At 30.5% G+C, this 25936-nt stretch carries 26 protein-coding genes and 1 pseudogene; 4 read left to right on the top strand and 23 right to left on the bottom strand.

Going from position 1 to position 25936, the window contains the following annotated elements; translation table 11 throughout:
• Positions 1 to 7 precede the first annotated feature (7 nt).
• From AC0L4B_RS04330 to AC0L4B_RS04270, 13 genes are all read right to left on the bottom strand, one after another.
• On the bottom strand, positions 8 to 508 hold the full coding sequence (locus AC0L4B_RS04330) for a F0F1 ATP synthase subunit B (protein WP_028606685.1): 501 nt from the start codon (positions 506 to 508) through the stop codon (positions 8 to 10).
• 93 nt (positions 509 to 601) lie between these two features.
• Positions 602 to 790 carry an ATP synthase F0 subunit C gene (gene atpE / locus AC0L4B_RS04325; RefSeq protein WP_028288795.1) on the bottom strand — a complete coding sequence of 63 codons (189 nt, stop codon included), beginning with the start codon at positions 788 to 790 and terminating at the stop codon, positions 602 to 604.
• A gap of 40 nt (positions 791 to 830) precedes the next feature.
• Positions 831 to 1943, bottom strand: coding sequence for a F0F1 ATP synthase subunit A (gene atpB / locus AC0L4B_RS04320; protein ID WP_473438704.1), 1113 nt, complete (start codon positions 1941 to 1943; stop codon positions 831 to 833).
• A 133-nt stretch (positions 1944 to 2076) separates the two neighbouring features.
• Positions 2077 to 2451, bottom strand: a complete 375-nt coding sequence (locus tag AC0L4B_RS04315; RefSeq protein ID WP_051419112.1) for a DUF6168 family protein — start codon at positions 2449 to 2451, stop codon at positions 2077 to 2079.
• Complete coding sequence (locus AC0L4B_RS04310; RefSeq protein WP_473439394.1) at positions 2444 to 2683, bottom strand: AtpZ/AtpI family protein; 240 nt, start codon at positions 2681 to 2683, stop codon at positions 2444 to 2446. The genes AC0L4B_RS04315 and AC0L4B_RS04310 overlap by 8 nt, the downstream gene beginning before the upstream one ends.
• Entirely contained in the window at positions 2655 to 3041 is a 387-nt protein-coding gene (locus tag AC0L4B_RS04305; protein WP_473438703.1) for a bactofilin family protein, read from the bottom strand. The genes AC0L4B_RS04310 and AC0L4B_RS04305 overlap by 29 nt, the downstream gene beginning before the upstream one ends.
• A 15-nt stretch (positions 3042 to 3056) precedes the next feature.
• Positions 3057 to 5603: a type IX secretion system periplasmic lipoprotein PorW/SprE gene (porW, locus tag AC0L4B_RS04300; RefSeq protein ID WP_473438702.1), complete on the bottom strand. Its 2547-nt coding sequence runs from the start codon at positions 5601 to 5603 to the stop codon at positions 3057 to 3059.
• Between the two features lie 146 nt (positions 5604 to 5749).
• Complete coding sequence (locus AC0L4B_RS04295; RefSeq protein WP_473438701.1) at positions 5750 to 6460, bottom strand: ABC transporter ATP-binding protein; 711 nt, start codon at positions 6458 to 6460, stop codon at positions 5750 to 5752.
• A 29-nt stretch (positions 6461 to 6489) separates the two neighbouring features.
• Positions 6490 to 7968: a DUF5687 family protein gene (locus tag AC0L4B_RS04290; protein ID WP_473438700.1), complete on the bottom strand. Its 1479-nt coding sequence runs from the start codon at positions 7966 to 7968 to the stop codon at positions 6490 to 6492.
• A gap of 53 nt (positions 7969 to 8021) precedes the next feature.
• On the bottom strand, positions 8022 to 8711 hold the full coding sequence (locus AC0L4B_RS04285; RefSeq protein WP_473438699.1) for a hypothetical protein: 690 nt from the start codon (positions 8709 to 8711) through the stop codon (positions 8022 to 8024).
• Between the two features lie 3 nt (positions 8712 to 8714).
• Positions 8715 to 9338 carry a hypothetical protein gene (locus AC0L4B_RS04280; protein WP_473438698.1) on the bottom strand — a complete coding sequence of 208 codons (624 nt, stop codon included), beginning with the start codon at positions 9336 to 9338 and terminating at the stop codon, positions 8715 to 8717.
• A gap of 170 nt (positions 9339 to 9508) precedes the next feature.
• The gene (locus AC0L4B_RS04275; RefSeq protein ID WP_473438697.1) at positions 9509 to 9988 is read right to left on the bottom strand and encodes a hypothetical protein; all 480 of its coding nucleotides are present in this window, start codon (positions 9986 to 9988) and stop codon (positions 9509 to 9511) included.
• Between the two features lies 1 nt (position 9989).
• Entirely contained in the window at positions 9990 to 10328 is a 339-nt protein-coding gene (locus AC0L4B_RS04270; RefSeq protein WP_473439393.1) for a PadR family transcriptional regulator, read from the bottom strand.
• A gap of 109 nt (positions 10329 to 10437) precedes the next feature.
• On the opposite strand from AC0L4B_RS04270, the gene AC0L4B_RS04265 reads away from it, so the two are divergent.
• On the top strand, positions 10438 to 11496 hold the full coding sequence (locus AC0L4B_RS04265) for a 2Fe-2S iron-sulfur cluster-binding protein (RefSeq protein WP_473438696.1): 1059 nt from the start codon (positions 10438 to 10440) through the stop codon (positions 11494 to 11496).
• 452 nt (positions 11497 to 11948) lie between these two features.
• On the opposite strand, the pseudogene AC0L4B_RS04260 reads toward AC0L4B_RS04265, so the two are convergent.
• Positions 11949 to 12969, bottom strand: a pseudogene (locus tag AC0L4B_RS04260) (glycosyltransferase family 9 protein).
• A gap of 33 nt (positions 12970 to 13002) precedes the next feature.
• Positions 13003 to 13611, bottom strand: a complete 609-nt coding sequence (locus tag AC0L4B_RS04255; protein WP_473438695.1) for a DUF4254 domain-containing protein — start codon at positions 13609 to 13611, stop codon at positions 13003 to 13005.
• A gap of 112 nt (positions 13612 to 13723) precedes the next feature.
• Here AC0L4B_RS04255 and upp point away from each other — a divergent pair, with 112 nt between their 5' ends.
• Complete coding sequence (gene upp / locus AC0L4B_RS04250; RefSeq protein ID WP_473438694.1) at positions 13724 to 14383, top strand: uracil phosphoribosyltransferase; 660 nt, start codon at positions 13724 to 13726, stop codon at positions 14381 to 14383.
• On the opposite strand, the gene AC0L4B_RS04245 is transcribed toward upp, so the two are convergent.
• Entirely contained in the window at positions 14372 to 15295 is a 924-nt protein-coding gene (locus tag AC0L4B_RS04245) for a DUF6427 family protein (RefSeq protein ID WP_473438693.1), read from the bottom strand. The two genes, upp and AC0L4B_RS04245, sit on opposite strands and share 12 nt — an antisense overlap.
• A gap of 46 nt (positions 15296 to 15341) precedes the next feature.
• Here AC0L4B_RS04245 and AC0L4B_RS04240 point away from each other — a divergent pair, with 46 nt between their 5' ends.
• Positions 15342 to 15569 (top strand): DUF6341 family protein, encoded by a 228-nt coding sequence (locus tag AC0L4B_RS04240; protein WP_116823810.1) that lies wholly within the window; start codon positions 15342 to 15344, stop codon positions 15567 to 15569.
• A gap of 3 nt (positions 15570 to 15572) precedes the next feature.
• Here AC0L4B_RS04240 and purD read toward each other — a convergent pair whose 3' ends face one another.
• Entirely contained in the window at positions 15573 to 16844 is a 1272-nt protein-coding gene (gene purD, locus AC0L4B_RS04235) for a phosphoribosylamine--glycine ligase (RefSeq protein WP_473438692.1), read from the bottom strand.
• Positions 16845 to 16959: 115 nt separating this feature from the next.
• Here purD and AC0L4B_RS04230 point away from each other — a divergent pair, with 115 nt between their 5' ends.
• Positions 16960 to 18267 (top strand): phenylacetate--CoA ligase family protein, encoded by a 1308-nt coding sequence (locus AC0L4B_RS04230; RefSeq protein ID WP_473438691.1) that lies wholly within the window; start codon positions 16960 to 16962, stop codon positions 18265 to 18267.
• Here AC0L4B_RS04230 and AC0L4B_RS04225 read toward each other — a convergent pair.
• The 6 genes from AC0L4B_RS04225 to AC0L4B_RS04200 all read right to left on the bottom strand — a co-directional run bounded on the left by AC0L4B_RS04225 (position 18251) and on the right by AC0L4B_RS04200 (position 25936).
• Positions 18251 to 19033, bottom strand: a complete 783-nt coding sequence (locus AC0L4B_RS04225) for a glycosyltransferase family 2 protein (RefSeq protein ID WP_473438690.1) — start codon at positions 19031 to 19033, stop codon at positions 18251 to 18253. The two genes, AC0L4B_RS04230 and AC0L4B_RS04225, sit on opposite strands and share 17 nt — an antisense overlap.
• Positions 19034 to 19042: 9 nt before the next feature.
• Positions 19043 to 20452 carry an exopolysaccharide biosynthesis polyprenyl glycosylphosphotransferase gene (locus tag AC0L4B_RS04220; protein WP_473438689.1) on the bottom strand — a complete coding sequence of 470 codons (1410 nt, stop codon included), beginning with the start codon at positions 20450 to 20452 and terminating at the stop codon, positions 19043 to 19045.
• 3 nt (positions 20453 to 20455) lie between these two features.
• A complete protein-coding gene (locus AC0L4B_RS04215; RefSeq protein WP_473438688.1) occupies positions 20456 to 21445 on the bottom strand; it encodes a UDP-glucuronic acid decarboxylase family protein in 990 nt (329 codons plus the stop codon).
• Positions 21446 to 22744: a UDP-glucose dehydrogenase family protein gene (locus tag AC0L4B_RS04210; protein WP_473438687.1), complete on the bottom strand. Its 1299-nt coding sequence runs from the start codon at positions 22742 to 22744 to the stop codon at positions 21446 to 21448.
• A gap of 5 nt (positions 22745 to 22749) precedes the next feature.
• On the bottom strand, positions 22750 to 24420 hold the full coding sequence (locus AC0L4B_RS04205; protein ID WP_473438686.1) for a polysaccharide biosynthesis protein: 1671 nt from the start codon (positions 24418 to 24420) through the stop codon (positions 22750 to 22752).
• A 388-nt stretch (positions 24421 to 24808) separates the two neighbouring features.
• Positions 24809 to 25936, bottom strand: a complete 1128-nt coding sequence (locus tag AC0L4B_RS04200; protein ID WP_473438685.1) for a DegT/DnrJ/EryC1/StrS family aminotransferase — start codon at positions 25934 to 25936, stop codon at positions 24809 to 24811.

The following is a 25936-nucleotide window of genomic DNA, read 5'->3' as shown; positions in this document are numbered from 1 at the left end:
GATTTGACTAGTTTAATTTAGCATCACCTAACATAGACTCAACTAATTCTAATTGTTTGTCTTTATTAGCTAATTCTTGACGTACTACTTTCTCTGCAATCTCAATAGATAAACCTGCTACGTGGTTTTTTAAATCAGCCATTGCCGATTTTTTCTCACTTTCAATAGCAGCTTGTGCTTGAGCAATCATAGTGTTTGCTTGAGCTTGAGCTTCCGCTTTAGCGTCATCAATCATTTTATTTTTTAACTCTCTACCTTCTTTAAGCATAGCTTCACGTTCTGCACGTGCTTCTTTTAATAATTTTTCGTTATCTGCTTGAAGATTTTGCATTTCTAATTTAGCGTTTTCAGCTGAATCTAATGCATTTTGTATACCGTCTTCACGTGTTTGTAAAGCGTCTAATATAGGCTTCCATGCAAATTTTCTCATTAATAATATTAATATTATTAAGATAATACCTTGCATAAAAAACAAGCCTACTGAAAAGTCATTTAATAAAGTTTCCATGAAATATAGATTACTTAAATTTTGTTTTTGTTTAATTTAAAAACAGTTTCTGCAACCAACCGTTGCAGAAAGCTGTTTCTTTTTGTTTTAGGATTATGCTCCTAAGATTAATGCACCGAATGCTAAACCTTCTAATAAGGCTCCGATGATGATCATCGCAGTTTGGATTTTTCCTGCTGCTTCTGGTTGACGAGCAATAGATTCCATTGCTTTTCCTCCAATTTGACCTAATCCGATTCCTCCTCCGATTACGATTAATCCTGCTCCAATTAAATTGTACATACTAATTTGGTTTTATAAATATTAATTAAACAAATTCTTATTAATGATGGTCATGTTCTTCAACTGCCATACCTATAAATAACGATGATAACATCGTGAAAATAAACGCTTGTAAAAAGGCTACTAAAATTTCGATAACCGAAATAAATAATGCCAACACTAATGACATACCTGTTGATGTTACAGCACCAAAAGATTCTTTCATTGTAATCATTAAAGCAATTAAGCTCATGACAACAAAGTGTCCTGCAGTCATGTTTGCAAATAAACGTACTAATAAAGAGAATGGTTTAATTAACACAAAACCAACTAACTCTATCACTGCTAATATTGGACGTAAAATCATTGGCACACCAGGCATCCATAATGTGTGTTTCCAAAAGTCTTTACTTCCACTAAATAAATATATTACTGCTGTAAAAATTGCTAAACATGCTGTTACTGCAATTTGACCTGTTACGTTAAATCCTAATGGTGTTAAACCTAATAAATTTAATATCCAGATAAAGAAAAACACAGTTAATAAAAAGCCCATAAATTTACGGTACTTTTTCTCACCAATATTAGGTCTAGCAATATCGTCTCTAACATAAATTACTAAAGGTTCTAAAATACGACCAACACCTTTTGGCACTGTATGACCTTTTTTATAACCTCTTGCTAAAGCACTAAAGCCTAACAACATTAATAATCCAGTAAGTAACATTCCAAACACAGACTTAGTAATAGAAAAATCTAATACTTTGTGTGCATTTGTTGGATGGTGATGATCATCAAATGCAATAGAAGTTGCACCTTGATCTAATTGGTATATTTTACTGTGAAGTTTTACTAAACGAGCATTACCTTTTTCAACAATAACTTGACCATTATCATCATGGTGAAATGCAGAAGACATAAATGTTTTTAAACCATCTTTAGTCCAAACAATAACAGGCAACGGAAAACTCCTATGTTCACCTGTTTCATTATTTGTATAAAAATGAAAATCATGAGAGTCTTTTAAGTGATGTTTAATATACTCTTTGATTTCTTGAGCAGTATTCACTGTATTTCCTGGCTCATGTTTAGTTTCTTCTCCGTAAGCGGAAAAAGAAAATAAAGTCAGAACTAATATTGCTATAAAATTGAAATATTTTTTTGCCAACATCATACTTTTTGTAACTAATAAATTTATGGTCTGTAAATTTTGTGCAAATGTAAGTAATAATTTAAAAAGGTAAACGCTTTTTTTAATTAGATTTTTTTAACACTAAAAATAGGCTATACACCTTTATTTCATGCACTTACTCGCTTTTTAATAATTTAGCTATACAAGCTGTTTCAATAATTAGAAATAAAAAAAACGGGATTACAAGTCCTAATCGATGCTCGAGTGTCAAATTTGTAGCCGAAAAAACTGTTGCTTTAAAGATTAAGATAAACATTCCTATTTTAATTAACATCATTGTTAGATAAGCATACCCTAATTGATTTGGCATAACACTGTATATACCTTCAATACTTGAATAGACTATTAATGCTGCTATACCATGAAAGAGATATAATTTATTTAAAGAATATGGTAATACTTGGTCGTTTGTGACATATTTATGTATCCCAAAAGAGATTGCTAATACAACAAGCATTAACGATATAACAAACACAATACGTTTATTCATTTTTTGAATTTTGTTGATTGGTAATTTTAATAACTTGTTTTATTACAGAATACATGGCTAAAAACACAGCTAGTAGTGTGATTATTTTAAAATAAAGTTGATTATTATTTTCTAACTTTTTATCTAACCAGCCACCTAACAAACTACCTAACCAAATGGTAACACCCATTTGAATAGCCATAGTTGTAAATCTAATAAATGGATTAAGCTGTTTTTTGTTTTTTGGATCCACCACTAAAATCTTTTACTGTCGTTTTCATAACACATGACACATTAAAAATTGCTCCAGGCTCGACAGCTAATTTTTGTGTAATTACGTCTCCTTCAATATGTGCTGTAGATTTTAATGTTAAGGTTTCGGTTAACTCAAGATTACCGACTAATTTTCCCTCAAAATAAGCATTACTACATTTTAAAGTACCGTTAATTAGGCCATCTTTTCCTATTACAACTTTTCCTGATGTTTCAATATTACCCTCTACTGTTCCATCAACACGTAAATCTCCTTCACTAAAAAAGTCTCCAGCTATTTTTGTTCCTTTTGCTATTATGTTTTGTATTGAAAACTGTTCTTGTTGCTTATTTTTCATTGTATTTAAGAGATATTATTTTTGTATTGCTAAATACTTGTTTAAGTTTTTATGTATTAGAAGGGTTTTGTAATTATCTGTTGAAATGCCGAAGTAAGGTTTATTTACCTTGTCTTTATCTTCCTCTTTTAACAATTCAACAAACCCTTTTGCTCCTTGCACACTTTTTAGTCCATGGATGACTAAAAATGTGGTTTCTGAATTATATATATCTACTGATGTATCTAAATTATAGTATTCTATTTTTGGAGCAATCTCGTCTAAAATTTCTTTTAAATCAGCAATAGCTTGTTCTTCGTTTTGATTAAACTGAAAAACAACTTTAAAACTAGATGAAACATTATCTGGTTTAAAGGTTTTATCGCTTGCAGACTTTAAGCTGCTTACAATAGTTTTTGCTTGTATTGCTTCTGGTGTACTAGCATAATTTACTGCCACATCATTAAGTCCATCTATATAGGCCTGATAACCATTTAACCTTCCGTTTGCTGTTGCTTTTAATAAAGCAAATTTTGAAACCATAGGATCACCATCAAAAAACCTGATATATTCTGTGGTTTTATCTATGACTTGTTGGTAATCTTGATATTGTAATAGTTTATAAGTATCCTCATATAAACTTTCTGGACTACTTTGATCTCTGGTTGCTGCTAATTCAGGATTTTTTAAGATTTCAGCATATCTTGAATCAGGATAACTTGCAATAATTTCATTTTTAGCAATTAAAGCGTCTTCATTTTGACCTAAAATCTCATAAATTTTAAACAAATTATATTTTGAAGGTAAAACAAGTTTTTCTTCTGGATTACTTGATAGTAAGTTTAAAAACTTGCTTTTAGAAAGTTTATATTCTTTAAATTTTTCTTTATAAATTAAACCCAATTGGTAATAAGCATAGTTTCGGTCTTTTTTAAGACTGTCCAAGGCTTTTTTAGCTGAAGGAATTTGCTCCAAATAATATTCAGGTTTTAGCAATGGACTCTCTTCACCTTCATCTGTAATTAAAGCAACATCTGATTGGTTTGAAAATCCTCCTGATACATTTGAAGACCATCTCCAGTTGTCTTCGTTTTTACGCTCTCCCCAAACACGTGTAAATTGATTTTTACCATAAGCTACTGTACTTGGATTGTAAAAATAAAAACTTGAACCTACTCCTGGTAAACTACTACTTCCTGTTATACCATTAACTGGCGCATTGGTTGTTGCTAAACCTTGTTTGCGTGCTTCTGCTTCTAGTTTTTCTTGTTCTTTTTCTGCTTTTAATTTTAATTGATTGGTATAGTCTGTAAAAAAAGTAAGACGTTCTGCTTTTGACATATTTACCAACCTAAGAATACTATCATTGTCATTTGCAACACCTTCATAATAAATAACGTCGTCTAGATTTTCGCGTTTACGCTTAATAGTTCTGAAGGGTTTACTATTTTCGACCATACTAGTCATAGTACTGTCAAAATATGCTCCTGCAGTTTTATAATTGTTACGATCAAAATAAAAATCTCCTAAAGTCTGATAATTTTTTGCTATTAAAATTTTGTCTTTAGATTTTTCTCTTAAAGATTTATTGTAATAGACTACTGCTAATGAGTCGGATTGAGTATTAAGATGATATTCTGCAATTTGATGATAAATTTTATCAAGATACGGACGGTTTTCTCTGTTATTTTCAAGCTTAGTCAAATGCTCTAAAAATGCAAGTTTATCGCCTGAATCATAATCAAAGTTTTTAGCTTTTTCTACATGAGCAGCCATTAAATAACGACGAGGGATTTGACGATTTAGATCGATTACCTCATCAAAAGCCAAGTTAGCACTGTCTTTTTGACTTAATACGTTATATAATTGTCCTTTAATAAAATTAAAGCGCCCTTTTTCATCATTATTTTTAGTGGCTTGTGCTGCTATTTTAATTTGCGTTAAAGCACTGTCTAAAGCTTTAGTATTAATATAAGCTTGAGCTAAAATTGAAGTTGCGTCTGCTAATTCTTGTTTTTCTGGCGCTTCTTGTTTAATTAAACGCTTTAGATTTTTGATTGCCAATTCATCGTTTTCTAAACGCATGTTGGTTTTTTCTCTCCAAACTTTAGCTGTGTTAATTTTATCTGATGCTGGATATTTGTATAAAATGTAATTAAAAGCCTCTAATGCTGGAACAAAACGTTGGTCAAAATATCTGGATTGACCTAAAAGTAAATACGCTTCGTCAATTTGTGGGTTATACTCTTTACCCTGAATATTCATCCCGTGTTTCTGAATCGCTTTTACTGCTTTTTCTTCAGCTCTAGTAAAATCCTGGTTTTTAGATTGTCCAGGCATTACGATGTCTTCTGTAATTTGCATACGCTCTACTGGTAAGATATCCCAATAGTTATCGTTGTAATTATTGTTTAAGTTGTCTTGACCTTGTTTTAAAGCTTCATAACCATTAAACAATGCATTATACTCTGCAGTAACAGCATGAAAATTACGGTTTATAAAACTATCTGTTTTTCTTGAACAACTGGAAATTGTTGCCAAGATTAAGCCAGAAACTATACAGATTTTAAATGCTATTTTCAATGCGGTTGTATTTTATGTAATACATAACTAAATTACGTCGTAATTATTATTAATAACTACTGACAGGTGCGTAAAAATAAGCATCTTTTTGACTTTTTGCCAAAAAATGAACTGAAACTTGAACGAATAGTAAAATCTAGCCTCTATTACACAGGACTAACAGTTCCTGCAAAATGAGCTTCTAATTCTTTTAAAGTAGCTTCACTAGTTTGAATATCTTTAATTACTTGTCCTTTTTCTAACACTACAATACGCTCACAAACATCTGTAACATGCAATAAATCATGACTTGAAACCAAAACCGTTATTCCTTTCTTTTCGGCTAGATCTTTTATAATTTCTTTTAATCTAATTTGTGTTGTTGGGTCTAAATTTGCAAAGGGTTCGTCTAAAATAATAACCTCAGGATTACCTATAAGTGCTGCAACAATACCTGCTTTTTTCTGGTTACCTTTACTTAAATCACGAAGGTATTTTTTTTGACCTAAGATTTCGCCATGAAAAAAGTCTTCAAATTGTGATACTAAATTATCTACATCTTGCTTATTTTGACCACGTAAATCGCCAATGAAATAAAAATATTCTTCAGGTGTTAAGTAACCTATTAAAAAGCTTTCGTCTATAAAAGCCGAAGTAAAGGGTTTCCAATCTTCACTTTGACTAACTAAAACATCGTTGTTATTAATAGTTCCTGTGGTTGGTTTTATTAAGTCTAAAAGCAAACTAAAATAAGTCGTTTTACCTGCTCCATTATTACCTACAAGCCCAAAGCTTTGCCCTTTTGGTATTTCTAAATTAGAAATATTTAAGACTTCGTTTCCACTATATTTTTTTGAAAGATTTGTTGTTGTTATCATGATGTTGTTGTAAAGGTTAGTTGTATTGATTAGTTATCTTGGTTAAATGCTTTAATCATTTCGTATTTAGAGTTTAAATACTTTTGGGTTATTAATTGCATTAGTTTTTGATGAAAAACGATACCAATAACACCTAATAAGATTAATGCTGAAACACCTGAATAAAAATTTACATAATAGGTTAATGCTCCAAATATTGCTAATGGCACCAATAGCAATGGGATACCAATTAACCATTGTACTGCTCCAGTCCCTTGATAATTAAAGGCTGCACGTTGGTTTAGATCTATTTTTTTACGGTTAAAAGATCCACCAAGCATTATAACATAAGTATTGACACCTATATTATAAATAGCTGCTGCAAAATGGGCTACTAAAATTTTCCACCCAAAATAAACATAAGGTATGCTTAATACAAACATGATAATAACACTTAACATCATTAACGTGTATTTAGATTTTAAATACTGCTCGTACTTTATGTTTTGGCTCATTAACATTTTGTAATAACCACTATCCCAAGCTGGAATGAATTGTCCAAAATTGATTAAAAATATACCTGTTACAAATACACCAATAAAACCATACATGATTGGCATATCTCTATACATGGGTTGTGGATAAAAATACAATCCATACAAAAGTCCAAGTACCAAAATAAACACTGCAGATCTTGGTCTTTTATTTCGCCAAATTAATTTTAAATCTAACTGCATAAAAGGTGCAACTTCACCAAAGCGCTTTGTCCATCCTAAATCTGAAGTGGATACTTCTTTAATTTTGGTTTTAAGTGAATTGTCTAAGTATAGTTTTTTAATTAATATTTTATGATTAAAAAGATATAGACCAATTAAAATAACCAAAAGTACTAGTAAATACAATGGGTTATTGGTTATTGCTAACATTGCTGAAGACAATAATTGAGAAAAATCAACAATATTAAAATGATTTAAACCGAATAAAGTTCCTGCAAAAAGTATGATTGGAAGGAATGAAAACTCGGTTTCGGCTGAAAAACTTTCAATAATAAAATTTAAAAAATTGCTTATTAGGGTTAATATTACCATTGACACTAACCATGTTACAACTTTAGTGACTTCATAATCTTTAGTGATTAAAACAACACTAAATGGAACAATAGCAAATAATGGTAAAAAGTTAAAAAAAGATAATGCTGACTTACCTAAAACGTAGTTTACGACGCGACTTCTTTTTATTGGCAAGGTTAGTAAGGGTTTTACACTCATTACTGGTAATTTTTGCAAGAAAAAGCGCAACATTAAATCGCCTAAAAACCAGAAAAACAACAAAGTATTAACCATTACAAAAGGATCATTATCTGGAAAAGCTTTTTTAAGTGTTGGATAAATAAATACTCCTAAGGATAAAAACACCAATAAAAAATAGACCGCAAAAAAGCCCATTAATATTTTTATGGCTAAGCCTTTACCAAAATTGGAAGAACGTATAAAAGATTTCCATTCTAGGCTTAAAAATTTAGTAATCATATGCTGATGGTTTAGGATGGTTTAATAGATAAGTATACAAATGCTTGAAAATGTTACAAACAAAATTCTGGATAGGTTTCGTTTAAAAGTTTTTCTGCTTTGTTTGGTATAACCTCAAAACTTATATACATCCAAAGACAAAACAGTGTCGAAAAAATAGTCAAACCCAAAACAATGTATGGATTGCTAAAAATATTATCAGAAAAATTATACCATTGTGGTAATTGAGATAACAATATTACAGCAGAACCACCAGCTTGTTTAAATATAATTTCTTCTAACATCCATTTTTTATTGGACAGCGCTTTTCGTTGTTTAAATTGTCTATTTAGCAGAGTACTTTTATAGATTGCAAAAACACATATTAAAGCATAAAACCCTATTAAAAATGGTATTGCTAAAACAGAAGATAATGACATATAAACAATCAAAAACAAAGCAATAGTTGTTATTAGCTTAGGAAACGTAAACCATTGTTTTAGCTCTGTCCATAGGTATTTAAAGTAGCGTTTATTCATTGCTTTTTGACGACGTTCTAACACGTCCATAAAGCCAAAGACTCCAAATTTTTTAAAGGCTTGGTCTCTTGCTTCTTCAAAAGATAAGTTAGTTTCTGTTTGCCACACAGCCTCTATATCGTTTGCTAAGTGATCTACTAACTCGGTTTGTAAATCGTAATGCTCAACGTAGTGTTGTCTTGTAAAGGCGTATAGGTTTTGTATTTGTTTTTTGTTTAATTTCATTATTTACACAAAGTTTTTTGAATACTCTAAAATCTTATTCTTTTTATTACGTAACTCTATTCCTCCAGCTATGTTAAATAAAATTGCTAAAAACCAAAAGGCAATAAAAAAATATTGATTTTCTAACCATGGCTTAGCTACTCCCATGCAATATAAAAACAAGGACGGTAAAGCCATTATTGAATATAAAGGCTGTGCTATTTGTAATTTTTTAAAGGTTTTATAATGTGAAAAACCCGTTATAATTGCCCAAAAATGTATAATTGACAGACTAATTACAAGTACAATAATAGATGTCTTATTTGGATGCAACTGTTGCATCCAATAGATTAATAATCCCAACATTATTGTAAAAGGAATATATTTAGGCTTATAAAAAAACATAGCTAAACGTCGCCACATGTCTCTTTGATAACTCCAATGGATGGTTTTTTGACGTTTCTTTTCAAAATCTTGAATAAAATCTATTTTAGATTTTAAGTAGTCCTCAAATTTTACATCGTTTTTTGACTGTTCAAATCCTGATGCTAAATGATCGATAAGTTCTAACCTAACATCAGTAAATTTAACTCCTAATCTTATTAAATAATCGTCAATATATTGTATTTGCTCTTTACTTAATTTCATCTTAAGAAGATAAATTAAATTTTTGTTTATGCTTTTTCATTATTGATATGGCTGTTATTGTAAACGAATAAACTAACGAAACCGTTAACCCAAACAATATTGCAGCAAACCAATAACCTGCTTCAGATTCAAGTTGATTTTTAGTTAAAATCTGTAAAAAATTAATAATATTATATAACCAAAAAAACAAATCCAACACGCTCTACTCCAGAAAACCTATCGTAATTAAAAACTCTTAAAACCACAAGATATACAAACCCTAAAGTAAGAATAGATAAAATTGGTAAACTATAAATTGTAGACTTAAATTGTAGTAGACCATAATTTTTTATAATAAAAACAGTACTAAAAAAGATTAATACAAACAATAATACACTTGGTGGTTTAACAAATTGCAAAGCCATTTGCTTTATAATTTTTTTATCTGTGTTTTTTAAAAACACTTTATTATTCTGTATTAAGTTAGCCTTATTTTTAATCATGTACACTTTAAACGCTTCATAAAAAGACAATGTATGATCTTGCTCTAACTTTAACTCTATTGAAGACGCTATATGATCAATCATTTCCATTCTGATGTCTGCATAATGTATCTCAGAATTCTCTAAATAAGTATCAATAAATAATATATTCTCTTTACTTAACTTCATATTACTCCAAACTTAATTTAGGATTCATAAACGTTTCCATGGTTTTAATATAATCTTTAAGTTCTTCTAATTTACTAACCGTTTCTTTATTACCTTTTTCGGTAAGTTTGTAGTATTTACGCAAACGGTTATCTACTTTTTTAACCTCAACATCCAACAACCCTTCAGCCTCTAATTTATGTAATGCTGGATACAAAGCACCTTCGGTAATGTTAAGTTCACCTTTAGTTATTGCTTTCACTTTTTGTGTCATTTCGTAACCATACATTTTTTCACTTTCATTTAAAAGCTTTAAAATAATAGTGGTCAGACTCCCCTTATATAATTTTGAATTTGCCATATTACAAACATACATAATTTTCTTATGCATAAAAAACTTAGGTATTAATTTTTGCCTAAATCATATCTTAAACGGTAAAGCTTCATTATTTTTACAAAAAAATAAAACTATGGCTCAATTTCAGACGTTAACAATTTCAGACATAACACGTCAAACAGACCAATGTGTTACATTAACTTTTGACGTACCAGCAAATTTAAAAGCAGATTATACTTTTAAAGCAGGACAATATATAACGCTAAAAACAAACATAAAAGACCAAGAAGTTAGACGTGACTATTCACTTTGCTCTTCTCCGTCAAGCGGAAAACTAACCGTTGCTGTAAAAGCAGTACCAAACGGAACCTTTAGTACTTACGCTAATAGTAGTTTAAAAATTGGAGATACTTTAGAGGTTGCAAAACCACAAGGACGATTTGTTTTTGAACCTATCGTAACAGAAAAAAGAACCATTGCTGCTTTTGCTGCAGGTAGTGGTATTACACCAATATTAAGTATAGCAAAAACCGTTTTAGCTAAAGAACCAAATAGTCATTTTGTATTAGTGTATGGTAACAAAACACTAAAAGACACTATCTTTTTACAAGATTTACTGGATTTACAACATCAATACAAAGACCGTTTTGATATTCAGTTTTTATACAGTAAATCTCAAGAAAACAATGCTTTATTTGGTCGTATCGAAAAAAGCACAGTAAACTTAATTGTCAAAAACAAATACAAACATGTAACGATTGATGCTTTTTACCTTTGCGGACCAGAAGGCATGATTAATACTGTAAAAGATGTTTTAGCAGAAAATAATATAGAAGACACAAAAATTAACTTCGAGTTATTTACTGCAGCAACAGCACCAACAACAGAAAACACAGAAGTTGTAAGTGACGGAAACACTGCGATTACAGTTACTGTTGATGATGAAACCGAAACCTTTACCATGTCACAAAAACAAACCATTTTAGAGGCTGCTTTAAAAGAGGACTTAGATGCACCATATTCTTGCCAAGGAGGTGTTTGCAGTAGCTGTATTGCTAGAGTTACAGATGGTAAAGCTATGATGAGACAAAACAACATTTTAACAGATGCTGAAGTAGCCGAAGGATTAATACTAACTTGTCAAGCTCATCCTACAACACCTACAATTGTTGTAGATTATGACGACGTTTAAACCTAAAAGATACGTTTAATCGCGTTTTTTATGCAATTCACCGAAAGCAATTTTAAACTCACCTAATTAAAACAAAACTACTAAGCGTAAGAATTATCTTTATAACAGATTATAACACTAAAATTTGTTAGTTTAAGGGATAATATTAATTTTATATTAGTAGTTAAAATCATCAAGCCTCAATTAAGTTGAGGCTTTTTTATGATTAATAATTACTATAGCTAAATCATTACTCTATTTAAATATAACATATCAAGTAAAAACCGGTTAATCGGCAAAAAAAGCTTTTAATCGAATCTTTTAATTCATCAAACTAAAAAAAATAAAACTGCTAATCCAACTACTATCTTTGTAACAGATTATAACGCTAAGATTTGTTAGTTTAAGGGATAATATTAATTTTATATTTAGTCTATAATCAAAAGCCTTAATTATTTTAATTAGGGCTTTTTTTATGCATTTAATACAGCTAATACTCGGTTTACAACCTGATTAGGTTGTATCGTACCAGCCACATTTTTATAATCTTCAGGATATGTATTGCCATAAATAGATGTTGGCAATTTAGGATATAAGCTTTTATCTGGAACTAAATTATTTATTTCCGGTTGGTTAAAAGCACCAAAACCAGCATAAGGATGCGTAACACCCCAAACAGTAACCACACTAACACCAAGCATTGCTGCTATATGTGCATTACCAGAATCCATACTAACCATAACATCTAAATTAGATATTAAATCTAATTCTTGATTTAAGTTAAACTGACCTGCAATATTGATAACTTGATTATTATTTATTAATGTATCTAATTGTTTTTGATCTGATTTACCACCAAATAAAAACACAACATGATCCTGACTTAAGCCTTCAACAACTTGCTTCATTTTATCCAAAGGATAAGTCTTTGAGGCATATTGTGCAAAAGGCGCAATACCAATCCATTGTTTTGTATTTTTATTAGCAACCAAATCTAAAACTGCTTGAGGTATAGGTTGTTTTTTAGGAAATACTGGTTTATTTAAATCCAATGCAAAACCTAAATTTTCAAACACATCTGCATAACGTTGATGTGTTGTTTTTAGAGGCTTAAAATATTGTCCAGCAACTAATGCTTTTTTTGATTTCGACCTTTATCTATTTGTTTAAATGTTGTTCCAAAGAAAAAAACCTTCAAAATCTTAGTTCTTAAAACATTGTGCAAATCTGCAACGATATCTATACCAATAGCTTTTAATTGTTTAGAAAGTCTGTATAAACCTAATATACCTTTATGTTTCTTATTTAAGTCTATAGCAAATACTTCAACATTACTTAGATCTCTAAAAAAGGAGTAAAAAAAGGTCTGGTTAAAACGGTTAATTTAACGTCTGGATAACGCAAAGTAAAAGCACGTAAAACTGGAACAGTCATAGCAACGTCTCCCATTGCAGAGAGACGTATTACTAAAATATGCTTTGGTGTTTTTGACATTTAAAAGCCTTGTAACAGCACAAAAGACTGTGCTTATTTTTGGTTTCTTAACACTGGGTTAAGCTCATCGTCATTATACATTTTCATTTGCTTGTACACTTTCATGTACTTATCACCTTTTTCAATATCAGATAATAATGTATCAATTGCTGTACTTAAATCAACGCGTTGCTCAAGTAAAATATCTAATTTAGTTTGGCAAGCTGCTTTATGTGTAGCACTAGCATCAGCACGTGTTGCTTCTTCTTCCATATGATACACTTTAAGTGCTAAAATAGATAACCTGTCAATTCCCCAAGCAGGACTTTCAGTATTTATAGTTGCATCACTTTTAGGTGTAACGTCCTTATATTTTTCTAAAAAATAGCTGTCAATATATTCCACCATATCAGTTCTATCTTGGTTAGACGCATCAATTTGACGTTTTAAAGTCAATGCAGCAACAGGATCTATTTGTGGGTCACGAATAATATCCTCATAATGCCACTGTACAGTATCTATCCAACATTTGCGGTATAATAAATGCTCTAATAAATTAGTACTTTTATCATACTTATTAGTAAACGGTTGATCAACTGTATTTGTAATGTGGTACGTTGCAATAACGTCTTGAAATATTTTATTTGCTATATCTGTAAACATCTTGTAATTATTAAGTCTGTAAAATTACATAAATTAAACCGAATTTTAGTTGGTGGACGTTTTGGCTTTTTAAATAATACATTAACTTTACTATTTAAAAGCCAAAACAACTATGCAAATTCATAATTTATCTAAAGAAAACTCTGTTTTAAATCAATTTATTGCTGAAATTAGAGACGTTTCTGTCCAAACAGATAGTATGCGTTTTAGACGAAATATTGAACGTATAGGTGAAGTTTTAGGATATGAAATTAGTAAAACTTTAGATTTTGAAACTAAAACTATTACTACACCATTGGCTACTATTGAAGCTTCTGTACCTAAAAACGATGTCGTTTTATGTTCTATCCTTAGAGCTGGAGTACCTTTACATAATGGATTATTAAATTATTTTGATCAGTCTGAAAATGCCTTTATTAGTGCTTACAGACACCATAAAGACAATCCAGAATCTTTTGAAATTGTAGTAGAATATCTAGCATGCCCTGACTTAACCGGAAAAACATTAATCCTTGCAGATCCAATGCTAGCCACAGGACAATCTTTAGTCGCTACATTTAAAGCTTTAGAACCTTTTGGAACACCAAAAAGTGTACATATCGCAGCAGTTATAGGAGCTGAAGCAGGAGTAGATTTTTTAGAAAACAACCTACCTAAAGACACTACTTTGTGGATTGCTGCTTTAGACAAAAATTTAAATAGTAAAGGCTATATAGTACCTGGTTTAGGGGATGCTGGTGATTTAGCTTTTGGCGAAAAACTACAGCATTAGTAGCACAAAAGGAATGATAACTAATAAGCCTAAGTAAATTTCCTTAAACCATTTTTCTGTAATGGTCTCTATATAATTTGTTATTATCACTGCTAAAGGTGCAAATAAAAATAGTAGTTCGCTTCCATTTTTTTGAGGTGCTAAAACTGCTATTGCTGATGCAAACATACAGGTAAAAAACAAGATTTTATAGGATGGTCTGTAACTTCGTTTTTTCTTTCTAATATCATTTAAATAAAAGACAGAAGACCAAATCCCAAAAGACAATAACATGGTTATGACTACTATAAATTGTAAAGAATTATAGCTGCTAAAATCAAAATTAAATTCAGGATTAATATTTAAAGCACTAAAAAAATCGTTATTTATTACTATTGAATAACAAATAACCAAAATAACTATTGCTAACAACCCTATAAACGGAACAAAATAAGACTTAACTGCGTTTACTGAAAATAATAATAAGGCTATAAATATTAATGGAAAAAACAATATTGCCCAGAAATAAAAGAGACTAGCTAAGCCAATTAAAAAAGCAGAATCAAATATTTTTTTAACAACCTGTTTTTGTGATCCTATACTAATTAAGCGTCTTAAAGCTAAAAGTACAAAAAAATTAGAAACCACTATATTGAAGCTTATAAAAACCTGAGGTACAGCTAAAACAAACAAACCAAATAACAAAATCTCATAGTTGTTTTGCTGTGACAATAAGTTTTTTAGCACTATAAAACTAAGTATTAAAACTGACAAAAACAGTAATAAAAACTCAAGGATTTTAACCCAAATAGACAAGTCTGGATTAACTCCATTTGGGTATTTAATGTGCAAAACAACAAAAGCAATTAGTGTAATACTAAAAACAATTAAAAAATTAATTGGTTTGGATTTGCTAAAAATAGTTGTAATCATTAACTCTTTTTGTATTTTTGTACTATAAATATACTATTCTATAATTATGAAAGATTTTTTTGAAGCTATAGCAAGCCTTTTTGTTGATGTATTATTTGCTCCTTTTGATATGCTTAAAGCATTAGAATTAGAAAACTGGTGGGCAGCAAACTTTATGTCTTGGATTTTTATCATTATTGGTTTTGTAGCTTTTGTATACTGGATGATTCAGTTAAAAGGTTACGCTGCAAATAACGACGACGACAAAAGCATTAGCTCTCACTCTTACTTATAACAGTTATAGGTCAAAACCTATATCTTTTCTATAATTCATCTTATCAAAATGTAGTTTTTCTATACTTTGGTAAGATTTTTTTATGGCCTCTTGGTATGTGTCTCCATAACTAGTAATAGCCATAACACGACCTCCTGAGGTTACAATCTGATTGTCTTTTTGTTGTGCTCCTGCATGAAATACAATCGAGTCTTCAATAGCATCAACGCCTGTAATAACTTTACCCTTTTGGTAAGCTTCAGGATAACCACCAGATACCAACATAATAGTTGTCGCTGCTCTAGGATCTACCTCAATAGTTATTTGATCTAAGGTTTGATTTGCAACCGCTTCAAACACCTCTACTAAATCATTTTTAAGTCTTGGTAATACGACCTCTGTTTCAGGATCACCTAAACGTACGTTATATTCGATAACCTTTGGTTCATCTCCTACTTTAATTAAACCAATAAAGACAAACCCTTTGTAAGGTAAATTATCTTTTTGTAAACCTGCAATCGTTGGTTTAACCACTTGCTCTTCTACTTTATCTAAAAAGGCTTGATTAGCAAAAGGAACTGGAGACACTGCTCCCATTCCGCCTGTATTTAAACCTGTATCACCTTCACCAATACGTTTGTAATCTTTTGCAGTTGGTAAAATTTTATAGTTTTTACCATCCGTAAGTACAAAACAACTTAACTCGATTCCGTCTAAAAATTCTTCAATAACAACTTTAGTGCTAGCCTCTCCAAACTTAGCATCTACAAGCATACTTTTTAATTCGGCTTTAGCCTGATCTAAATCTTCTAAAATAACCACACCTTTTCCTGCTGCTAAACCATCTGCTTTAAGAACAAAAGGAGGGTTTAAGGTTTCTAAAAAGGCATAACCATCTTCAACTGTATCTGCATTAAAACTTTGGTAAGCTGCTGTTGGAATATTGTGTTTATATAAAAACTGCTTAGCAAATTCTTTACTACCTTCAAGTGTTGCTGCTGCTTTTTGAGGTCCAATAACTGCTACGTTTTTAAGCGCTTCGTCGGCTAAGAAAAAATCATGAACACCTTGCACTAAGGGATCTTCAGGACCTACCACTACCATTGTGATGTTATTATTTAAAACTACTTCTTTTATAGCATTAAAATCTGTAACACTAATTGGTACGTTTTTAGCTATTTGTGCAGTTCCTGAGTTACCAGGTGCAACAAAAAGTGAATTACATTTTGGGCTTTGATTAAGCTTCCATGCAATTGTGTGTTCTCTTCCTCCTGATCCTAAAATTAAAATATTCATTATGTAAAAATGTTGTGTCGTTGTTGTTTTGGCAAAAATAATTATTTAAAAGAATTTGATTGACTTTAAATCCAATAGTTTTTTATTTCTTTATTTTACAAAAAATTAAATAGTATTGAAACGATTTGAATGGTCATTAAGGTTAAAGGGATTTCCTGTAAAAGAAGCTAAAAAAACTCAAGCAATAATTGATGGGTTTGATACTACAGATTATGGCAATTACTTAAGTAAACAACTACAATCCATTGTTGCGTTTCATTTAAAACACACCCCTTTTTACAGTACTTTATGTCAAGATATTGACACGTCTAATTGGGCAGAAATACCTGTAATTACTAAAGCTAATTTACAGCAACCTTTAGCAAACCGCTTGTCTGATAAATACACAACTAAAACGGTACATAAACATAAAACATCAGGCTCATCAGGTACACCTTTTGAGTTTGCTAAAGATAACTTTGCACATGCTATGACTTGGGTTACTTTTATGCAACGTTACAACTGGTTTAATATAGACTTAAACACGTCTAAACAAGCACGCTTTTACGGAATACCATTAGATACCAAAAGTTATTACAAAGAACGTTTAAAAGACTGGTTGGGTAACCGTTATCGTTTTTCTGTATTTGACTTAAGCGACATTGCTTTAAACAAAATATTACAAAAATTTAAACGTACCAAATTTGATTATATCAACGGTTATACTAGTGCAATTGTACAATTCGCTAAATTTTTAGAACGAAAAAACATTATTTTAAAAGAGGTTTGTCCAACATTAAAGGTTTGTATCGTGACTTCTGAAATGTTGTTTGATGAGGACAAAAAACTACTTGAAAAACAGTTTAATATTACTGTGGTTAACGAGTATGGTGCAGCCGAATTAGGTTTGATTGCTTTTCAAGATCAACAAGACCAATGGTTAGTTAACAGTAACCATTTATATGTCGAAATTTTAGATGACAACAATCAACCTGTACCTTATGGTACAACAGGAAAAATTGTAATTACAGATTTATATAACCGAGCACATCCTTTTATAAGATATGAAATTGGTGACTTAGGAAGTCTGTCCAAAAAAAGCACATTACAACATCCTATTTTAGAATCTTTAACTGGACGAACTAGTGATTTTATTTCGCTTCCAAGCGGAAAAATTGCAGCAGGACTAACATTTTACTATGTGACTAAAACTGTTATTGATAAAGAGGCTAATGTTAAAGAATTTATAGTTGAACAAACTGAAATTGACACCTTTAAAATAGATTATGTAGCAAACGAAGCTTTAAACACATCACAGCAAAAAGCAGTACAAACAGCTGTTGACAAATACCTAGAACCTAATTTAAACATAGTTTTTGAACATAAAGCCCTTTTAGAACGTGAAATTAGTGGTAAACTGAAGCAGTTTAGGTCTGAGTTTTAGTAATAATTAACCTTGATTTTACAAAAAACTGTTCCCAAACAAAAAGACACATATAGTAGATAGACTTTACGAATGAAAAACCTAAACCCTTCCTATAAACTAAAAAATTATATTTAAGTAATCGGGTTTTATTTGAAGATATAGAATTGGATCTTACACGATAATATGCTAATGGTTGTGAGATACCCAAAGCTGGTTTTCCTGACTTTTTAATAGCAGACAACCATAACAACCAATCTTGACGTTTACGTAAGTTAGGTGACGTTATTTTGCCTAAAGCAGCAACATTATACATTCCTGTTAAATTACCAATGTAATTGGTTTTTAAATATTTATTATAACTTAATTTTGGTAAAGCTTTTACAAGTTTGTTTAACGGGTTACCATTTTCATCAATCTGATAATAACTAGTATAACTTACGTCACAGTTATGTTGCTGCATAAAACTAACTTGAAGTTCTAGCTTATTATTTGTCCATAAATCATCTGCATCTAAAAAAGCAATAAAATCACCCTTAGCTTGAAGGATTGCTTTGTTACGAGAAATTGCTGCACCAGAATTAATCTGATTCTTTAAAAGATAAAAGTTAGAGTATTGATCTACGTAATGCTTAACTATCTGCAAAGTAGCATCTGTTGAACAGTCATCAACCAAAATTAACTCCCAATTGGTATAGGTTTGATTTAGAATACTATTTATAGTCTGTATTATAAATTTTTCTGAATTGTAAAGCGGAGTGATTATGGATATTAAAGGCTTCATCATAAGTAAGGTTTAATAGGCTTCTTTTTGACCTTTAAATACATTAATCATGGTTTGCAGTATAATTTTAAAATCTAAAACGATGGACCAGTTTTCGATATAAAAATTATCATACTTGATACGGTTAATAATGTCTTCGTCATTTTTAATTTCGCCTCTATATCCTTTAATTTGAGCTAAACCTGTTACACCAGGTTTAACATTATGCCTAAAAATAAAGTTTAGCTTATCTATTTTTTTAGAATAGTCTTCGGTATAAGATAGCATATGTGGTCTTGGTCCAACAACACTCATATCTCCTTTTAAAACGTTATAAAACTGCGGAAACTCATCCAAACTTGTTTTACGTAAAAACTTACCAATTTTTGTTACTCTATTGTCATTTTGAGTAATATATGTACCTTGTATTTCGTTATTTGTTTTTAAAGATCTAAACTTAAAACAGGTAAACTCTTTATAATTTATTCCATTACGTTTATGCTTGTAAAATAGAGGTCCTCTGGATTCTAACTTAATTAAAACAAACAACATTGGTGTTAACCAAGATAATATTAGCGCTAATATTAATAAAGAAAACACGACATCAAACATACGTTTAATAGCCTTATTGACGGCATTATTTAATGCAACTTCTGGCATTGATAATACTGGTAGGTAATTGTAATAATCTGTTTTAAGTCGTTTGGTTAACAACTTATTGGTTTTAGGAATAAACTTTATGTTACAATGGTTAATCTCGGCATATTTAACATAGTCATTAACCTGTTTTTCGGTTAACTCATCAATTGCACAGTATATCTCATCTATACCAGAACTTTGTCTTAAAAAATTAAAACTATCTTCTATTAACCCGTTAATCTTTTTATTATTACTATCTGCAAATACACCAACTATTTGATATCCTAATTCTTTACGATTACTAAATAACTGTCTAAGCTCGTGTGCTCCTGGACCATTACCAACAATTACTACACGTCTAACATTACCTTTTAATTGTAGTCTATAAGTTTTTAAGGTGTAAAAGCTAACTAATTTAAGCGTTGATATTAGCAAAAAGCTATATAGTAAAAATTGTAAGATTTTAAATACAGGAACATCTACACTTTTAAAAATACCAAAAAAAGCAAATACAATAGTACTATAAACGACAAATTGCTTGATTATGGATGATATAATATTTACTATGGATGTGTACCTATATACTCTATAAAACTTAAGAAATGATGTTGTAATTAGCCATAATACTACTGAATAGATAATAAATAGCAAATACTTGTTTTTTAAAGCAGAAGCAGAAAAAAATGAAAGATTAGACGTATTAAAATTAAAAAAATAAAAAGCAAAAACATTGATAGTTATACAGTCAAAGACAATAAGTATTGGCCTTAAAAGCCAAGAGTACCTACCACGTTTATACTCCATAATTTATTTATTATAATTTGAAAAGTCTTTATGTTCGCTTTTATGAAGCTCTGCTTGAGTTAAACTTTTAAAGTAATCAAAGGTCTTTTTCATACCTTCCGATCTATTTACTTTAGGCTCCCAATTTAATACATTTTTAGCTAATGTAATATCTGGTTGTCTCTGCATTGGATCATCTACAGGTAAATCTTTATAAATTACTTTTTGTGTTGTACCAGTAAGTTTAATAATTTCTTCTGCAAAATCCTTTATTGTTATTTCATGTGGATTACCAATATTAACAGGATTTGAATAATCGCTTAATAATAAACGATAAATACCTTCGACTTGATCGGTAACATAACAAAAGGATCTTGTTTGCATACCATCGCCAAAAATTGTTAAATCTTCTCCTCTTAAGGCTTGACCCATAAAGGCTGGAATAACACGACCATCATTGAGTCTCATCCTTGGTCCATAAGTATTAAAAATTCTAACAATACGCGTTTCAAGACCATGAAATCTATGATAAGCCATAGTTATAGATTCTTGAAAGCGTTTAGCCTCATCATACACACCTCTTGGTCCTATGGTATTAACGTTACCGTAATAATCTTCGGTTTGTGGATGCACTAAAGGGTCTCCATACACCTCTGAAGTAGAAGCAATTAACAGCCTTGCTTGTTTCGCTTTTGCTAAGCCTAATAAGTTATGCGTTCCTAAACTCCCTACTTTTAAAGTCTGAATTGGAATTTTTAAATAATCTATGGGACTTGCTGGAGAAGCAAAATGAAGGATATAATCTAACTCTCCTTCAATATTTATATAATTTGTAACATCATGCTGAATGAATAAAAAGTTTGAATTAGAGGATAAATGTGCAATGTTTTTTTGGTCTCCTGTTATAAAGTTATCCATACCTATAACAAAATAACCTTCGTTTAAAAAGCGGTCACATAAATGAGATCCTAAAAAACCTGCTGCTCCAGTAATTAAAACTCTTTTTTGATTCATTTACCTTCCTATTGATATGTAATTAAAACCTTCATTAATGACATCTTTAACGTCATATAGATTACGTCCATCAAAAATAGTTGGACTAGCCATTTCATTTTTAATTTTATTAAAATCTGGTGTTCTAAAAATACTCCATTCGGTAGATATAACTAACGCGTCAGCATTTTTTAAAGCCTCATACATACTATTTGCAAACTTAATTTTATCACCTAGTTTACGCTTTACGTTTGGCATAGCTTCTGGATCAAAAGCTGTAATATTACAACCCGCTTCTAATAAAGCATCAATCATGTATAAAGAAGGTGCTTCACGGATATCATCCGTTTCTGGTTTAAAGGCTAATCCCCAAATGGCAATGTTTTTTCCTTTAAGATCATTATTAAAATGATTTTCTATTTTAGGAATCAACACTAGTTTTTGTCTTGCATTGACACTAATTACTGCATCTAAAATTTTGAAGTTATAGTTATTGTCTAATCCAGATTTATGAAGTGCTTTTACGTCCTTTGGGAAGCAAGAACCACCATAGCCTATACCAGGAAATAAAAAACGCTTACCGATCCTTGAATCGGTTCCCATACCTATTCTAACCTTATCAACGTCTGCTCCAACTTTTTCACAAAAGTTAGCAATCTCATTCATAAATGTGATTTTGGCTGCCAAAAACGAATTGGATGCGTATTTAGTAAGTTCGGCAGATTTTTCGTCCATAATAATTATGGGATTGCCAGACCTTACATAAGGCTTATAAAGTTTTTCCATTAATTTAGTTGCACGTTCACTGCTAGAGCCTACAACTATTCTTTCTGGTTTTAAAAAATCATCAACAGCAAAACCTTCTCTTAAAAATTCAGGATTTGAGACTACATCAAAATCTACTTTAGCATGTTTAGCTATAGCTTGCTTTACTTTGTCTGAAGTACCTACTGGAACTGTACTTTTATCGACTATAACTTTATAGTCTTTAATAAGTTTTCCTATGTCATCAGCGACTCCTAAAATATATTTTAGGTCAGCTGATCCATCTTCATCTTCTGGTGTTGGTAATGCTAAGAAGATAATATCTCCATGTTCTAAACCTTCTTCTAAGCTTGTAGAAAATTTTAATCGGTTAGCTTTTATATTTCTTTCAAATAAGACATCCAAATGAGGTTCGTAAATAGGCACCTCACCTGCTTGCATTTGCTTAACTTTATTTTGATCTATATCGATACAAAGTACTTCATTACCTGTTTCGGCTAGACATGTACCTGTAACTAATCCAACGTAACCTGTACCTATTACTGCTATTTTCATTTAAATTATACTATTTTCTTGTCAAAAACCTCAAAATCAGAATTCATGCTTAAAAACTCTGGCACAATTTCTTTCATTTTTTTGACCATTATATTTTTGTCTTCTACCTTTGCTAAAAGTAATAGTTCTTGTATGTTCTTATTTATTTGGAGATGCGAACAATTTTCTACTTTAGCAATCATTATTTTATCATTGTAAGTTGGTAGTGTTGTAGATTTGTCACTTAATAATTCTTCATATAATTTTTCTCCAGGCCTTAAACCAATAACTTTTATATCTATTTCTTTATAAGGTGTGAATCCAGCGAGTCTAATAATTTTTTTGGCAAGGTCAATAATCTTAACAGCTTTACCCATATCAAAAATAAATATTTCTCCTCCATTACCCATTGCACCAGCTTCTAATACTAATTGACAAGCTTCTGGTATTGTCATAAAATACCTAATAATATCTGGATGTGTAATTGTAAGTGGACCACCTTCTTCTATTTGTCTTTTAAACAAAGGTACTACAGATCCATTACTTCCTAATACATTACCAAATCTTGTGGTAACAAATTGAGTTTTATTTTTTGTATCTAAAATTGCTTTATTTTGTAGAGCCTGTACATAGATTTCAGCGATACGTTTAGAAGCTCCCATAACGTTACTTGGATTTACAGCTTTATCTGTTGATACCATTACAAATTTTTCAGCTTTAAATTTATAAGATAAGTCAGCCACATTTTTAGACCCTAAAATATTGGCAAAAATAGCCTCTGAAGGATGTCTTTCCATTAATGGAACATGCTTATATGCTGCCGCATGATATACTACTTGCGGTTTATATTTTTTAAATATATCTTCCAATACTTCAATTTTTCTAACATCTGCAATGATGGCTTCATAATTTAAATTTGGAAAATTCTGTTTAATTTCTAACTGAATGTTATAAAGTGGAGATTCTGCCTGGTCAAGAATCAACAACTTACTAGGTTTATAACTTGCTACTTGTCTAACAATCTCGCTACCTATAGATCCTGCACCACCAGTTACTAATATACACTTATTAAAAATTTCTTTAGCAACTAATTTGTTATCTAGTTTTATAGGGTCTCTTTCTAGAATATCTTCAATCTGAATTTTTTGTATCTGATTGGAAAGGTTAGTTGATGTTTCTATATCTGATATTAAAGGTGCTCTAAAAACTTTATAATTATGCTCTAAACAGCTATCAACAATCTTAATGTTTTCGTCTTTAGTAAGCGTTCCATCAGCAATAATTAAAGCTTGAGCATTAAATATCCTTAATAGAACAGCTGTTTTACGTTTTAAAAATATTATTGGTAAACCTAATATCTCTTTACTTTTATTTTTACCTTCTTTATCAATAAAACCTAGAACTTTATACCTAGAAGGCTTTTCAGATCTTAAAGCGCTTGCTATTGCTATAGCATTTTCATCTGTTCCATAAATTAAAACATTTAAATTAGCTTCAGATTCACTGTAACGTTGATAAACCTCAAATACTTGCTTAACCAGAATTCTGAATAAAAACAGTCCACAAAATGATACAATTGAATAAATAAATAATTGAGGAATAGAAAATAATTCATCACCTATCACTAAGAAATAACCATAATAAATGCACATAGCTGCTAAAATAGTAGCTACTGTAGCTAAAAAACTTAGCTGCATCAATAAATGTGGAATGCCTTATTAAACCAGCATAAGTCCTAAACAAAATGAAAAACAAAATGTTTAATAAAACTATAATTAACTCTTCATTTGAAAAACCTAAACTAAAAAAAGCTGACTTTTGTATTTTACTAACTATGATTTTAGTAAAAAACAATGAGATAATTAAAATGATGCTATCAAAACAAAGTATTGCCCATCTAGGTAAATAATTTACGTTTTTAAAATCTATTTTTTTCTTAGTAGATTTTAATACTTGAATTAAAGCTTGTTTTAATTGTTTTAACATTTATGATTTTAATAAAAATAGACAACAAATATCCTAAATTTTAATGACAATATAATCAAAATTAAACTTAAAGCATCAAGTTGACATATAATGAAACTACTATAATAAACTATTTACTGCTCTAGAAATTCTATCTAAATCTATTTGCGTTAAATTAGAGCCACTAGGTAAACACAATCCTTTATTAAATAAGGTCTTGCTAAAATCATCTCCAAAATATAAACTGTCCTCAAATATTGGTTGCATATGCATAGGCTTCCATAAAGGTCTTGTCTCTATGTTTTCTGCGTCCATAGCTTCTTGGAATTCTACTTTTGTAAATGGCGCATCTTCATGAATTAAGATACAACTTAACCAAAAATTTGAATAAAAATCTTCATTTGGTTGTTTTTGAACTTCTACTCCTTTTACATCTTTAAAAAGATTAGTGTAAAACGCATTCATGTCACGTCTTAGTCCAATGTGCTTATCTAAAACCTCCATTTGTCCACGTCCAATACCAGCTGAAATATTACTCATTCTGTAATTGTAACCAATTATAGAATGTTCGTAATGTGGTGCATTGTCCCTTGCTTGGGTAGCATAAAAAATAGTTTGGTCCTTATCTTCACTTGTATTGCAAACCATTGCTCCTCCGCCGGAAGTTGTAATAATTTTATTACCGTTAAAGGATAAAATTGAAAAGTCCCCAAATGTTCCGCATTGTCTACCTTTATATGTGGATCCTAAAGCTTCTGCAGCATCTTCAACTACAGGTATTTGATATTTTTTAGCGACCGCTAACAATTGGTCTATTTTAGATGGCATACCATACAAATGGACTATAATTATAGCTTTTGGTTTTTTACCATTAGCTATTCTATCTTTGATTGCTTCTTCTAGATGCTTTGGACACATATTCCACGTTTCTGCTTCACTATCTACAAAAACAGGTATTGCACCTTGATAAGCTATTGGATTTGATGATCCACAAAAAGTAAAGGTTTGACAAATTACTTCATCGTTTAATACAACACCAAGTTGTACTAAAGCTAAATGGATTGCAGCTGTACCAGAAGATAAACATGCCACTTTTTTGTCTTGACCTAAATAGGATTCTAAATCTTTTTCAAAACCTGTTACATTTGGTCCTAAAGGCGCAATCCAATTAGTATCAAACGCTTCTTTTATATAATTTTGCTCAGTTCCTCCCATGTGTGGAGAGGATAGCCATATTTTTGTGTTCAT

The sequence above is a fragment of the Olleya sp. NP1-10 genome, from assembly GCF_055804415.1.
Note: the sequence above shows the minus strand (reverse complement) of the source record. Positions and strands in the feature narration are given on the sequence as shown.

Bases quoted from the DNA above. Each gene is read 5' to 3' on its own strand.
- AC0L4B_RS04330 (WP_028606685.1), bottom strand. From the start codon at position 508: ATGGAAACTTTATTAAATGACTTTTCAGTAGGCTTGTTTTTTATGCAA.
- atpE (WP_028288795.1), bottom strand. From the start codon at position 790: ATGTACAATTTAATTGGAGCAGGATTAATCGTAATCGGAGGAGGAATC.
- atpB (WP_473438704.1), bottom strand. From the start codon at position 1,943: ATGATGTTGGCAAAAAAATATTTCAATTTTATAGCAATATTAGTTCTG.
- AC0L4B_RS04315 (WP_051419112.1), bottom strand. From the start codon at position 2,451: ATGAATAAACGTATTGTGTTTGTTATATCGTTAATGCTTGTTGTATTA.
- AC0L4B_RS04305 (WP_473438703.1), bottom strand. From the start codon at position 3,041: ATGAAAAATAAGCAACAAGAACAGTTTTCAATACAAAACATAATAGCA.
- AC0L4B_RS04295 (WP_473438701.1), bottom strand. From the start codon at position 6,460: ATGATAACAACAACAAATCTTTCAAAAAAATATAGTGGAAACGAAGTC.
- AC0L4B_RS04290 (WP_473438700.1), bottom strand. From the start codon at position 7,968: ATGATTACTAAATTTTTAAGCCTAGAATGGAAATCTTTTATACGTTCT.
- AC0L4B_RS04285 (WP_473438699.1), bottom strand. From the start codon at position 8,711: ATGAAATTAAACAAAAAACAAATACAAAACCTATACGCCTTTACAAGA.
- AC0L4B_RS04280 (WP_473438698.1), bottom strand. From the start codon at position 9,338: ATGAAATTAAGTAAAGAGCAAATACAATATATTGACGATTATTTAATA.
- AC0L4B_RS04275 (WP_473438697.1), bottom strand. From the start codon at position 9,988: ATGAAGTTAAGTAAAGAGAATATATTATTTATTGATACTTATTTAGAG.
- AC0L4B_RS04270 (WP_473439393.1), bottom strand. From the start codon at position 10,328: ATGGCAAATTCAAAATTATATAAGGGGAGTCTGACCACTATTATTTTA.
- AC0L4B_RS04265 (WP_473438696.1), top strand. From the start codon at position 10,438: ATGGCTCAATTTCAGACGTTAACAATTTCAGACATAACACGTCAAACA.
- AC0L4B_RS04255 (WP_473438695.1), bottom strand. From the start codon at position 13,611: ATGTTTACAGATATAGCAAATAAAATATTTCAAGACGTTATTGCAACG.
- upp (WP_473438694.1), top strand. From the start codon at position 13,724: ATGCAAATTCATAATTTATCTAAAGAAAACTCTGTTTTAAATCAATTT.
- AC0L4B_RS04245 (WP_473438693.1), bottom strand. From the start codon at position 15,295: ATGATTACAACTATTTTTAGCAAATCCAAACCAATTAATTTTTTAATT.
- AC0L4B_RS04240 (WP_116823810.1), top strand. From the start codon at position 15,342: ATGAAAGATTTTTTTGAAGCTATAGCAAGCCTTTTTGTTGATGTATTA.
- purD (WP_473438692.1), bottom strand. From the start codon at position 16,844: ATGAATATTTTAATTTTAGGATCAGGAGGAAGAGAACACACAATTGCA.
- AC0L4B_RS04225 (WP_473438690.1), bottom strand. From the start codon at position 19,033: ATGATGAAGCCTTTAATATCCATAATCACTCCGCTTTACAATTCAGAA.
- AC0L4B_RS04220 (WP_473438689.1), bottom strand. From the start codon at position 20,452: ATGGAGTATAAACGTGGTAGGTACTCTTGGCTTTTAAGGCCAATACTT.
- AC0L4B_RS04215 (WP_473438688.1), bottom strand. From the start codon at position 21,445: ATGAATCAAAAAAGAGTTTTAATTACTGGAGCAGCAGGTTTTTTAGGA.
- AC0L4B_RS04210 (WP_473438687.1), bottom strand. From the start codon at position 22,744: ATGAAAATAGCAGTAATAGGTACAGGTTACGTTGGATTAGTTACAGGT.
- AC0L4B_RS04205 (WP_473438686.1), bottom strand. From the start codon at position 24,420: ATGCAGCTAAGTTTTTTAGCTACAGTAGCTACTATTTTAGCAGCTATG.
- AC0L4B_RS04200 (WP_473438685.1), bottom strand. From the start codon at position 25,936: ATGAACACAAAAATATGGCTATCCTCTCCACACATGGGAGGAACTGAG.